This is a genomic window from Aeromonas bivalvium (assembly GCF_000819765.1).
Lineage (GTDB): Bacteria > Pseudomonadota > Gammaproteobacteria > Enterobacterales > Aeromonadaceae > Aeromonas > Aeromonas bivalvium.
The window spans coordinates 50,755-63,297 of record NZ_CDBT01000030.1; the positions used below are offsets into that span (position 1 = coordinate 50,755).

The 12,543-nt window shown below is 62.8% G+C and carries 10 protein-coding genes; 3 read left to right on the top strand and 7 right to left on the bottom strand.

What is annotated here, in order from left to right; genetic code table 11:
- Window positions 1-157 precede the first annotated feature (157 nt).
- The 7 genes from BN1119_RS10830 to BN1119_RS10860 all read right to left on the bottom strand — a co-directional run bounded on the left by BN1119_RS10830 (window position 158) and on the right by BN1119_RS10860 (window position 7,420).
- A complete protein-coding gene (locus tag BN1119_RS10830) occupies window positions 158-1,072 on the bottom strand; it encodes a hydrogen peroxide-inducible genes activator (protein WP_041997732.1) in 915 nt (304 codons plus the stop codon).
- 175 nt (window positions 1,073-1,247) lie between these two features.
- Window positions 1,248-2,213: an alpha-L-glutamate ligase-like protein gene (locus tag BN1119_RS10835; protein WP_041997733.1), complete on the bottom strand. Its 966-nt coding sequence runs from the start codon at window positions 2,211-2,213 to the stop codon at window positions 1,248-1,250.
- Window positions 2,214-2,216: 3 nt separating this feature from the next.
- On the bottom strand, window positions 2,217-3,755 hold the full coding sequence (locus BN1119_RS10840) for an inactive transglutaminase family protein (protein ID WP_041997734.1): 1,539 nt from the start codon (window positions 3,753-3,755) through the stop codon (window positions 2,217-2,219).
- 3 nt (window positions 3,756-3,758) lie between these two features.
- Complete coding sequence (locus BN1119_RS10845; RefSeq protein ID WP_041997735.1) at window positions 3,759-4,547, bottom strand: ATP-dependent zinc protease family protein; 789 nt, start codon at window positions 4,545-4,547, stop codon at window positions 3,759-3,761.
- 52 nt (window positions 4,548-4,599) lie between these two features.
- A complete protein-coding gene (gene cmoB, locus BN1119_RS10850; RefSeq protein ID WP_041997736.1) occupies window positions 4,600-5,577 on the bottom strand; it encodes a tRNA 5-methoxyuridine(34)/uridine 5-oxyacetic acid(34) synthase CmoB in 978 nt (325 codons plus the stop codon).
- Window positions 5,574-6,317: a carboxy-S-adenosyl-L-methionine synthase CmoA gene (gene cmoA, locus BN1119_RS10855; RefSeq protein ID WP_041997737.1), complete on the bottom strand. Its 744-nt coding sequence runs from the start codon at window positions 6,315-6,317 to the stop codon at window positions 5,574-5,576. The genes cmoB and cmoA overlap by 4 nt, the downstream gene beginning before the upstream one ends.
- 254 nt (window positions 6,318-6,571) lie before the next feature.
- Window positions 6,572-7,420 (bottom strand): DUF72 domain-containing protein, encoded by an 849-nt coding sequence (locus BN1119_RS10860; RefSeq protein WP_041997738.1) that lies wholly within the window; start codon window positions 7,418-7,420, stop codon window positions 6,572-6,574.
- 418 nt (window positions 7,421-7,838) lie between these two features.
- Between BN1119_RS10860 and aspS the strand changes: the two genes are divergently transcribed.
- From aspS to BN1119_RS10880, 3 genes are all read left to right on the top strand, one after another.
- Complete coding sequence (aspS, locus tag BN1119_RS10870) at window positions 7,839-9,617, top strand: aspartate--tRNA ligase (protein ID WP_041997740.1); 1,779 nt, start codon at window positions 7,839-7,841, stop codon at window positions 9,615-9,617.
- Window positions 9,618-9,696: 79 nt separating this feature from the next.
- Window positions 9,697-10,437: a YebC/PmpR family DNA-binding transcriptional regulator gene (locus BN1119_RS10875; RefSeq protein ID WP_041997741.1), complete on the top strand. Its 741-nt coding sequence runs from the start codon at window positions 9,697-9,699 to the stop codon at window positions 10,435-10,437.
- A gap of 417 nt (window positions 10,438-10,854) precedes the next feature.
- Entirely contained in the window at window positions 10,855-12,480 is a 1,626-nt protein-coding gene (locus tag BN1119_RS10880; RefSeq protein ID WP_041997742.1) for a phosphoethanolamine transferase, read from the top strand.
- The last annotated feature ends 63 nt before the right edge of the window (window positions 12,481-12,543 follow it).

The window sequence follows — 12,543 nt, forward strand, 5'->3', positions numbered from 1 at the left end:
CCAGCAGCAGGGCCAGCAGGGGCGTCAGCAAGGTGCGAAACATCTCAACTCCTTGATAGGGCACGGGGTTCATCATAGACGATGATCCTGCCTGGAACCTGAATGACGAAGGCATTGACGGGTGGCCAGGCCCAGATATCGGGGGCGGCCACCGGGATCACCCCGCAGGCTTGGGGTTGATGAGCGGCGTCAGCAGCTCGGCAATCTTGTAGAAGGTCTGCACCCGGGTGGTGCTGGGACGCCACACCAGGCCTATCTCCCGGTAGGCCTGCTCCCCGGGCAGGGGGATGGCCACCAGATCCGTGTTGTCCAGGATCCCGGCCTCTATGGCCATCTGGGGCAGGAAGGTGGTGCCGAGCCCGGCGCCCACCATCTGCACCAGGGTATGCAGGCTGGTGGCGGCGAAGGGGTTGATCTTGCTCTTGTCCCGCAACCGGCAGGCGCTCACCGCATGTTCGGTCAGGCAGTGCTCCCGCTCCAGCAGGAAGATGCTCTGGCTGGGCAGCTCCTTGTAGTCGAACGGCATGTGCAAGCCGGCCGCCATGGTGCTGGGCATCACCATGTGGAAGGGATCCTGGCCCACTGCCTTGCAGTGGAAGCCGCCGATCTCGATGGGCAGCGCGAGGATCAGCAGATCGAGCTGCCCCTGCTCCAGCTGCTTGAGCAGGTTGCTGGTGGTGTCTTCCCGCAGCAGCAGCTCCAGCTCGGGATAGGTCTGGGCACAGCTTTGAACCAGCTGGCTCAGCAGGAAGGGGGCTATGGTGGGGATGCAGCCCAGGCGCACCGTGCCCTGCATGGCGCCCCCCTGCTGCTGGCCCAGTTCCATCAGATCCCGGGCGTCGGAAAGCAGGTTGCGGGCCCGCTCGACCACTTCCAGGCCGATGGGGGTCATGATGAAGCTCTTGTGGTCGCGTTCCACCAGCTGAAGATTCATCATGTCCTCCAGGGTCTGGATCCCGGTACTCAGGGTGGACTGGCTGACATGGCAGGCCTTGGCGGCGCGATTGAAGTTCTTGTGCTCGTCGAGCGCTATCAGATATTGGAGCTGTTTCAGGCTGGGCCAGCGTTGCATAGGAAGACCTGATCCCTTCTATCTACTTAATTTGATTTGAGTAATCTAACATCGCCCCCCTGGCTTGTCGCTCTAATAAAACGGCGCAAGGGGGCTGGGACTGGGTCAGGGGCCTGGCGTTGGCATAAAAAAACGCGCCCGAAGGCGCGCTGTTGAGTCGCGTTTTGGCGCGCCGTCACTCTTCGAAGATGCCGAAGTGCTCCTTGGAGAAGGCGACCCGCTGGGCCACCGTCATCTTGACCTGACCCAGCTTCTCTATGGTCTTGAGATTGGGCACCAGGCCGCGGCCGTTGGCGATCTGGATGGCGAGGCCCGGGCGGGCGTTGAGTTCCAGCAGCATGGGGCCGCGGAACTTGTCCAGCACCATGTCGGTGCCTATGTAGCCCAGACCCGACATCTCGTAGCAGGAGGCCGCCAGGGTCAGTAGGGTATCCCAGTGGGGCACCTTGAGATCGTACAGGTCCAGGCCGGTATCCGGGTGGTGACGGATGGGGGTGCCAAACTGTACCGCCCGCAGGGCGCGGCCGGTGCGCAGGCACAACCCTACCCCCACGGCGCCCTGGTGCAGGTTCGCCTTGCCGTCCGAGGCCGCGGTGGAGAGGCGCATCATGGCCATCACAGGGAAGCCCTTGAAGATGATCACCCGGGAATCGGGCACCCCTTCGAAGGAGTAGCCGTCGAACACGTCATCGAAGTTGATGAGCCCCTCTACCAGGGCGACGTCGGGCTTGCCGCCAAGGGAGTAGAGACCGGCGAGGATGTTGGAGACATGGCGCTCCAGATCCTGCACGGTCGAGGCGCTGCCGTTGGGCTTGTAGAAGAGGCCATCCTCCTGACGCAGGATCACCAGGATCCCCTTGCCCCCCGAGCCCCGGGCCGGCTTGATGCAAAAGCCCGGCCACTCCCTGACCATCTCGGCGATGCGGGTCACGTCGTGCTGCTCGCGGATGGTGCCGATGAGATCGGGCACGGTGACGCCGGCATCGAGCGCTATCTTCTTGGTCTGCAACTTGTCATCCACCAGGGGATAGAGGTTGCGCGGGTTGTAGCGGCTGATATAGGAGTGGTTGCGCTTGTTCATGCCGAGGATGCCTGACTGGGCCAGGCTCCACGGGCTGGTGTATTTTTCCCAGAACCACATCTGTTACTTGTCCTTACCCATGGTGACACCGGACTTCATCTCGTCCACCAGCGGCTTGAAGCGCTTGAGCTCGCTCAGCTTGTAACCCGTGTAGTTGCCCATCACCAGCACGGTGGCCATCAGCACCAGCTGCAGGCCGAGGAAGTTGAAGGTGAGATGACGAATGAGCTCGTTGTCCATGGCCAGGTAGGCGATGACCGCCACCAGCAGGGAGCCGCCACCCTGACGGAACACCTCCTTGGAGCCCTCTTCCTCCCACAGGATCGACATCCGCTCTATGGTCCAGGAGAGGATGATCATCGGGAAGAAGGTGATCTTCATGCCACTGGTCAGCCCCAGCTTGAACGCCAGCGCGGAGAAGAGGCCGATCATCGAGATCACCATGATGATGATCGCCGAGATGCGGGCCACCAGCAGCAGGTTCAGCCTCGAGAGGTAAGAGCGGATGATGAGGCCGGTGCCGACGATGAGCAGGAAGCCGACCAGGCCGGTAATGAGCTGGGTCTGAATGAAGGCGACCGCGATCAGCACCGGCATGAAGGTACCCGAGGTCTTGATGCCCACCATGACCCGCAGGAACACCACCATGAGCACGCCGATGGGGATGAGCAGCAGCCCCTTGAACAGGGCCTGTTCTTCCAGGGGCAGGCCGTGGATGGAGAAGTTCATCATGTCGGACTGCTCGAACTTCTGCGCCAGGGCCACGCTCACCGGTTGCTCCTGGGCGATCATCGAGAAGGTGACCTTGGAGTTGTGACCGCCGGTCACGTCCAGCAGGGCGCCGGAGTTGTACTCCCACAGCAGCAGGTTGGCCGGACGGCCCTGTTCCCCTGTCTGGGGATTGAACAGCTGATAGTCGGTGGGGCTGTTGAACACCTGCAGGTAATCCACCAGCTCCTGGCGGCGGCGACCATCTTCCAGGCTCAGGGCATGGACCACCCGGGCCGGTACATCGGCGTTGCTCAGCAGCTCGGCGATCAGGTTGGCGCGGCTCTTGTGGGATTTGAGCAGCTCGGCGTTCTGCTCCTGTTTCTCGATCTCCTTGATGATCTCGCGGGTCAGGGTGTAGCCGTCGGCGGAACGCTCCTGGGCGCGTTCCAGGATCTGCTTCATGGCGGTGGCATAGGGCTCGCTCTCGATCTGTTTCTCGATGGCGGGCGGCTGGGCCAGGGCAGCCGGCTTGGCATGGGCATCGGCCATCATGTCGACCCGGTAGTAGAGCTCCTGACGGCCGGTGGCGGTGCGAATGGACCACTCGGCGCGGGCATCCCCGTTCTTCTCCACGAACGACAGGCCATAGCCCGGGCTCGCCGCATTCTCGTTCATCAGGGTATAACCCGGCTGGGTACCCGGGATGGCCAGGGAGGCGATGACGGGTTCCCCGCTCGCATCGAACTCAAGCTTGGCCTCGATGGACCAGATCTGGCGCTTCTCCCCCGGGGTGAAGGGCACGTCCAGGGCGATATGGTGATAGATGGTCATCCCCATGCCGACGATGAACAGCAGGGCAACCAGCAAATAGAACGGCTTACGGGAAACCATGGATTATTTCACATCCTTGAGCTTGGGTTTGGGTTGGATATATTCGCGGGCCACGTCGACCACGGCGATATCTTTCAAGAATTCACGACCCAGCAGCACGGGGAAGGTCATGTCGCTGCGATCTTTCAAGGTAAATTCGGCCTTCTCCGTCATGTCGCCGATGCGCACGGCGAGGCGCACCACGGGGCGGCGGTCCAGATCGTCGGCGGAGGCCTGACGCACCCGCACGTGGCGCACCAGGGGCGCCTCTATCTGGATCTTGTCATCCAAGTCCTGATGGCTCAGGAAGAAGCGCACCCAGTTCTTGCCGTTGCGCTCGAAGATGGTGATCTCCTGGGCGCTGATGGAGGAGGTGGTGGCGCCGGTATCGACCCGGGCCTGGAAGGCGTCATTGGCCGCATCGACCCAGAGCCATTCGGCTTCACCTACCAGCAGCTTGCCGTCGACGGTGTGACCCGCCTCCGGAGCGGCACACTGCTCGGTCGGGATGGCCATGGGCTTGGGCGGCTCTGCGGGCAGTGTCGCCAGCTTGCTATCAACTTTCTTCACGGAATCTTTCATCTTGGCGACATCGGCGTTGAGCTGGGTCAACAGTTGTTGTTGCTGCGCGGCCTGGCGCTCTTGTTGCGCCATGGCGAGTTGAACCTTCTGCTCGTTCAGGCTCAACTCGGTCCGCAGATCGGCCAGGGTCAGGGGCGGCACCACGGGTGCCGGTTCCAACTGGGCACACCCGCCGAGGCTGAGCAGAGAGAGCAGGGTCATTCCTTTCAATTTGCTTTTCATGTCATTCATTTAGCTGTGCTTCCTGGAATTGAATCAGTGTAACTTCCTGGGCTGCCCCCGGCTAGTCCTTGGCCTTGGTCGCAATCAGGACGGCGCGTTTGGGGGCTGGCAGCCCCTCCACGGTCAACGTGGGATCGGACGAGTCTAGATAATCGGACAAGGATTCGTTGACCATCCAGTCGGTACGACGCTGTTCGTCGGTGCTGGTGACATTTTCATCAACGATCCTGACATCGGTAAAGCCGCAGCGTTCCACCCAGCGTTTGAGGGCCAGGCTTGAGGGGATGAACCAGACGTTGCGCATCTTGCCGTAGCGATCCTCCGGCACCAGCACCTGATTGACATCGCCGTCGACCACTAGCGTCTCCAGCACCAGCTCGCCGCCATCGCGCAGCTGGTTGCGCAGCTGCTCTATGTGCTCGATGGGGGACTTGCGGTGATAGAGCACGCCCATGGAGAAGACGGTGTCAAAGGCGCGCAGGCAAGGCAGCTCCTGGATGCCAAGGGGCAGCAGGTGAGCGCGCTGGTCGTTGCCTGCGAAGTGGCGAATGGCCTCGAACTGGCACAGAAACAGCGGGCTGGGGTCTATGCCCACCGCGAGCCGGGTTCCTTCCCCCACCATGCGCCAGAGGTGATAGCCGCTGCCGCAGCCCACGTCCAGCACGTAGCGTCCCTCGAGGGGGCTGATGTGGGGCAGCACCCGATCCCACTTCCAGTCGGAGCGCCACTCGGTGTCGATGTGGATGCCGTGTACCGTGAAAGGCCCCTTGCGCCAGGGCATAAACTGGCGCAGCAGGCTCTCGGTCTTCTTGCGCTCCCCTTCGCCGAGGCCCTCGGCCGAGCCTATCTCGACCCGGCTCTTGAGCTCGACCTTGTCGGGGGCGACTGCCGGCAGCTTGCCCAGGGCCCGGCTCCAGCGCGGCAGGTCGCCGTGCAGGTTGTCATGCTGCCAGGCGTGCAGCTGGGCGGGCAGGGTGTGCAGCCAGTGGCTGAGTCGATTCTTGGCGATCAGCTGGTAAAAATTGGCGAAGTCGATCATGGCTGGGCGGGCTCGCTTGATTTGATGGCGATCATGGAGCCGAAGTTGAAGCACTGAAACCAGAGATCCTGATGGGCGAAACCGGCGTCCCGCAGGCGCGCCTGGTGCACCGCCAGGGTGTCGGTGCGCATCACGTTCTCCAGTGCCGTGCGCTTCTGGCTGATCTCCAGTTCGCTGTAGCCGTTGGCCCGCTTGAAGTCGAGATGCAGGTCGATGAGCAGTTCGTTGACCTGCTCGTCCTCGAAGCGAAACTTCTCGCTCAGGATGAGGATGCCGCCGGGGCGCAGACCATCATGGATGCGCGCGATGAGGGCGGCCCGTTTCTCGGGGTCGACGAACTGCAGGGTGAAGTTGAGCACCACCACGGAGGCGTTCTCGATACTGACGTCGCAGATGTCCGCCTCCACCAGCGCCACCGGCACCTCGGACTTGAAGCCCGAGAGGTGGGCGCGGGCGCGCTCTATCATGGGGCGGGAGAGATCCACCGCCGTGATCTGGCAGCCCGGCTGCGTCAGGCTGCGACGCATCGCCTGGCTGGCGGCCCCCAGGGAGCAGCCGAGATCGTAGAGGCGGCTGTGGGGCTGGGCGTAGCGGGCGGCCATCATGCCGATGGCGGAGATGATGTTGCTGTAGCCAGGCACGGAGCGCTGGATCATGTCCGGAAAGACATCGACGACCTGCTCGTCAAAGCAAAAATCGCCCAGTTGGGCGATGGGGGCGGCAAAGATCTGATCATGCATATGTGGTGCAACCCGGCAGGGGAGAGCATGCCCCTGTGTTGTTCAATGTAGGTGTTGGATGGCGGCCGGAGGGTGCCGGATGCCATCGACTGACGAACGGCGACAAGGACCAGGAAACTCCTGATGGTCGGGCCGCTCGCACGGACCATCCTGCTGACCCGTCATAGGGGGGCTAGTGTAGAGGATTGCCGCTCATTTGTCTTGAACGGGGCAGGCGGGGGGCTGCAAATTTTCGGCTTTTTTTTTGCTGCTGACTAAAACATCAGCACCCCTTGGCGGGCGCGGTCCTTCTCCCCCGGCCAGGGGGCCATCGCCTGACCGAGCAGGCGGCTGACCTGACGGGCCAGTTCCGGGGCCAGGGCGTTGTCGGCGGTGTGAATGAAGAGATAGAGATCCTTGCCCTCGGTGAGCCACTGTTGCCAGCGGGGCAGCCAGGGCGGCAGGAAGGGGTGGTTGTCCTCGGGGTGAGGAAGACCTATCAGGCGAACCACGGGGGCGTCCCCCGTGGCCAGCAGGTGCACCGGGAGCCTCGGCTTCTTGCCCTGGGCATCGATGAGGGCTGCTGAGGTGGCGGGCACCGAGAACAGCGGGCGGCTGTCGAGCATGATGCGGTTCACCCCCAGCGCCATCAGCATCCGGTTGAGGGCCCGCTCCGCCTCCCCCTTGGCGAAGAAGTCGGGATGGCGAACCTCGAGGCCATAGCAGAAATCCTTCGGCAGCCGCTGGAGGAAGGCCTGCAGGCGGGGCAGACCGTCTGGCCCGAAGCGGGCGGGCAGTTGCAGCTTGAGCAGCCCCAGGGTGTCGTGCAGGGGTTCGAGCAGGGCGATGAAGTCCGTCACCTGCCGATCCGCGCTCACCAGACCGCTCTGGTGGCTGATGGTTTGCGGAAACTTGAAGGCGAAACGAAATCCGTCGGGCACGGCGGCGCGCCAGCGCCGCACCGTCTCCTGGGTCGGCAGGGCGTAGAAGGTGGTGTTGCCCTCCACCGTATTGAACACGCTGGCATAGTGAGCCAGGTGCTCGGCGGGTTTGGCGCCCTGGCCGAGTAATTGGCCGGGCCAGGCGGGGTGGGACCATTGGGGCAGGCCCAAATAGAGGCTCATGAGGCTTCCTGTCGACAGATTTCTCGCGTTTGCCCCCCTTTTTTGTCCCGGGAGCTAAAAAACAGGGCAAAGGAGGGGGCAGGTCATTTTACCCGTATGGGAGTTTTCCTCTATAATGCCAGCCCTTTTGTTTTTCAATTTTTGATGACAGCACAGGATGACGCCGAGGGCGCCAGTGCGGATATCATCAATTGGCAAGACTGCGAGTGCTCTCCGATGCTCCGCCGACCGACTGCCTGGCCGTCGCACGCCTGGATCGGCGGCACGCTTCCGGCGCCAGGGGGCCGGATGGTACGAGACTGATTTCACACCGGGTAAGAACGAGAATATGGCCAGCTGCGAGACAGACGGTGCTTGCCAATCGTGCCCGGCGACTCAAGGTAAACCGTCTCTCATACAATTTCGAAGGAAGAAGTCCATGCGCTCTATCTATTGCGGACAGGTCAATGAGGCCCATGCCGGGCAGACCATTACATTGTGCGGTTGGGTCCATCGTCGTCGCGATCTGGGCGGCCTCATCTTTATCGACATGCGCGACCGCGAGGGCATCGTGCAGGTGTTCTTCGATCCGGACAAGCCGGACGCCTTCGCCCTGGCCTCCGAGCTGCGCGGCGAGTTCTGCATCCAGGTGACCGGCGTGGTGCGTACCCGTCCGGACTCCCAGCGCAACAGCGACATGGCCACCGGTGCCATCGAGGTGTTCGCCCACGAGCTCACCATCATCAACCGTGCCGAGCCGCTGCCGCTGGACTTCAACCAGGTCAACAGCGAAGAGGTCAGCCTCAAGTACCGCTACCTGGACCTGCGTCGCCCCGAGATGGCCAGGTACCTGAAGACCCGCGCCAAGGCCAGTGCCTTCGTGCGCCGCTTCATGGACGAGCAGGGCTTCCTCGACATCGAGACCCCCATGCTGACCAAGGCGACCCCGGAAGGGGCCCGCGACTACCTGGTGCCGAGCCGGGTGCACAAGGGCAAGTTCTACGCCCTGCCGCAGTCCCCGCAGCTGTTCAAGCAGTTGCTGATGATGTCCGGCTTCGATCGCTACTACCAGATCGTCAAGTGCTTCCGCGACGAAGACCTGCGTGCCGACCGCCAGCCGGAATTCACCCAGATCGACGTGGAGACCTCCTTCATGACCGCGCCCCAGGTGCGTGAAATCATGGAAGAGATGATCCGCAAGCTCTGGCTGCACATCCTGAACGTGGATCTGGGGGATTTCCCAATCATGACCTTCGACGAGGCCATGCGCCGCTTCGGCTCCGACAAGCCGGACCTGCGCCTGCCGATGGAGCTGGTGGATGTGGCAGACCTGCTGACCGCGGTGGAATTCGCCGTGTTCGCCGGCCCCGCCAACGACCCCAAAGGCCGCGTGGCGGCCCTGAAGGTGCCGGGCGGCGCCGAACTGTCTCGCAAGCAGATCGACGAGTACACCAAGTTCGTCGGCATCTACGGTGCCAAGGGCCTGGCCTGGATGAAGGTCAACGACGCGGCCAACGGCCTCGAGGGCGTGCAGTCTCCGGTGGCCAAGTTCCTCTCTGATGCCATCGTGCGCGAGATCCTGGCCCGCACCGGCGCCGCCGACGGCGACATCCTCTTCTTCGGCGCCGACTCCAAGAAGGTGGTGTGCGATGCCATGGGCGCCCTGCGCCTGAAGGTGGGCCGCGATCTGGGTCTGGTGGAGAACGTCTGGAAGCCGCTCTGGGTCATCGACTTCCCCATGTTCGAGGAAGATGGCGAAGGCGGTCTGGCCGCCATGCACCACCCCTTCACCGCCCCGAGCAACCTGGGCCCGGGCGAGCTCAAGGCCAACCCTCTGGGTGCCTACGCCAACGCCTACGACATGGTGATCAACGGCTACGAAGTGGGTGGCGGCTCTGTGCGTATCCACAACAGCGAGATGCAGTCCACCGTGTTCGACATCCTGGGGATCACGGCGGACGAGCAGCGCCTCAAGTTCGGCTTCCTGCTGGATGCCCTGAAATACGGCACCCCGCCCCACGCCGGTCTGGCCTTCGGTCTGGACCGCCTCAGCATGCTGCTGACCGGCACCGACAACATCCGGGATGTCATCGCCTTCCCGAAAACTACGGCGGCCGCCTGTCTGATGACAGATGCCCCGAGCTTTGCCAACCCGGCCCAGCTGGGCGAGCTGGCCATCGCCACCGTTGCCAAGGCCGAGGCCCAAGGGGAAGCCTGATGAAGAGGGGCGGGGCCCTGAGCCTCGCGCCCATCATGGTGTTATCTTATTGATATTAAAAATATAACGGAGAGTTTTTATGGCAGGTCACAGTAAATGGGCCAACATCAAACACCGCAAGGCCGCTCAGGACGCCAAGCGTGGCAAGATCTTCACCAAGCTGATCCGCGAAATCACCACCTCCGCGCGTCTGGGTGATGCGGATCCTGCCAACAACCCGCGCCTGCGTGCGGCGGTGACGGCGGCCCTGACCAGCAACATGACCCGTGACACCATCAACCGCGCCATCGCCCGTGGGGCTGGCGGCGGTGACGGCGAACAGCTCGAGACCATAGTCTACGAAGGGTACGGCCCGGCCGGTTCCGCCGTCATGGTGGAGTGCCTGACCGACAACCGCAATCGCACCGTGGCCGAAGTGCGTCACGCCTTCAGCAAGTGCGGCGGCAACCTGGGGACCGACGGCTCCGTGGCCTATCTGTTCACCAAGAAGGGGGTACTGACCTTCGTGGGCGCCGATGAAGACGCCCTGATGGACGCCGCCCTGGAAGCGGGGGCCGACGACGTGGTGACCGAAGAGGATGGCTCCATCCTGGTCTACACCACCCCGAACGACTTCGGTACCGTGCTGGACGGTCTGGAAGCGGCCGGCTTCAAGCCCGAGAGCGCCGAAGTGACCATGATCCCCTCCACCGAGGCTGAGCTGGATGCCGAGACCGCGCCCAAACTGATGCGCCTCATCGACATGCTGGAAGATCTGGACGACGTGCAGGAGGTGTACCACAACGGCTCCATCTCCGACGAGATTGCCGCGACCCTGTGATCTCCCAGGGCAAGGGGAGGGCGACCACAAGTGTCCTCTTCCCCGGCTCCGACGAGATTGCCGCGACCCTGTGATCTCCCAGAGCAAGGGGGAGGGCGGCCACAAGGGTCCTCTTCCCCCGGCTCCGTCGAGCGCGCGGCGATCCTCACCAGGTCCGTGAACACACAGGTGGCGACCCTCTGTTCGCCCCCGCAAAAACGGCAGCCCAGGCTGCCGTTTTTTTATCTGCCAGATCGTGCCCCTTCCCCCTTGTGGTTCTATGCCCTCTCTTAATGTCCGCTTAAGTTTGCCGTCCTAGGATGACCCCGTATCTGGACCTCCCTGGCTCTTGTCCTGTTTTTCAGGGCCGAGCGCCGGGATGGTCACCTCGAAGCCTGCTGGCAGGCTTCAGTTCCACTGGTTTGTCGGAGTCTCTCTATGCGCCTCACTCTGGGAGTGATGAAGGTCAATCTGTTGCTGGTGCTGCTGTTTGCACTGGTGTTCAACTGGCCCATTTTCCTGCACTTTTATCGTATTCTCACCGCGCTCGAGCATGTGAAGGCGGGGTTTGTCCTCTCCATCCCCCTGGTGCTGGTGGCCGCCCTCAACGCGGTGTTCCTGCCCTTTACCTTCCGCTATCTGCTCAAGCCCTTCTTCATATTGCTCATCATGACCGGCTCCCTGGCGAGCTACGCCATGCTCAAATACGGCATCATCTTCGATGTGGGCATGGTGCAGAACATCTTCGAGACCAACAGCGGGGAGGCGGGCTCCTATCTCAACGGCTCAGTGGTGCTCTGGTTCCTGCTCACCGCCGTGCTGCCGGTGTGTGCCCTGCTCTGGATCAAGGTGGAGTACCCGGCTCCCTGGTACAAGGGGCTGGGCCTGCGACTCGGCTCCATCGCCCTCTCCTTGCTGTTCCTGGTGGGGACAGCCGCCCTCTATTACCAGGATTACGCCTCCGTGGGGCGCAACAACAAGTCCCTCGGCAAGGAGATAGTGCCCGCCAACTATGTGCACGGGCTCTACAAATACGCCCGGGATGTGGTCTTCGCCACCCCCATCCCCTACCAGCAGATCGGCACCGATGCCAGGGTGGTCGGCCAGCATGAGAAGCCGACCCTGATGTTCCTGGTGGTGGGGGAGACGGCTCGCAGCCAGAACTACTCCCTCAACGGCTACCAGAAGCAGACCAACGGCTTCACCGAGCAGGAGGCCAATGTCGTCTCGTTCAGGAACGTGCGCTCCTGCGGCACCGCCACCGCGCTCTCCGTGCCCTGCATGTTCTCCAACCTGACCCGGCGCGGCTATGACGAGGCCAGGGCCCACTCCCAGGACGGCTTGCTGGATGTGCTGCAGCATGCCGGGATCTCGGTGCTCTGGAAGGAGAACGACGGCGGCTGCAAGGGGGTGTGCAAAAACGTCCCCACCATCGAGATCAAGCCCAAGGCGTTCCCCGCATACTGCTCGGGCGATGCCTGCCATGACGAGGTGCTGTTGCAGGGGCTGGATCAGCAGATCGCCGGGATGCAGAGCCGGGAGGGGAGCAAGCTGGTGGCCTTCCACCTGATGGGCAGCCATGGCCCGACCTACTATCGCCGCTATCCGGCCGCCGATCGCGTCTTCCTGCCGGACTGCCCGCGCAGCGACATCGAGAATTGCAGCAACGAAGAGCTGGTGAACACCTATGACAACACCATTCGCTACACCGACAAGGTGCTGGCCCGGCTCATCGACAAGCTCAAGAGCCTGGAGAGCCAGTACAACGTGGGGCTGGTCTATCTGTCGGATCACGGCGAATCCCTCGGCGCCATGGGGCTCTACCTGCATGGCACCCCCTACAAGTTCGCCCCGGACGATCAGACCCGGGTGCCGCTGCTGACCTGGTTCTCTCCCCAGTTGCAGGCGGATCGCCAGCTCAATCTGGATTGCCTGCTGCAGGAGGCGGCCAGCAAGCGTTTCTCCCACGACAACCTGTTCCACTCGATGCTGGGTATCATGGACGTGCAGACCCAGGTCTATGACGGCAAGCTGGATCTGTTCAAGCCGTGCAGGGCGGGGTAAACCGGCGAAAACAGACCATAAAAAACGGCAGCCAGTGGCTGCCGTTGTTGTCTCGCAAGGCCC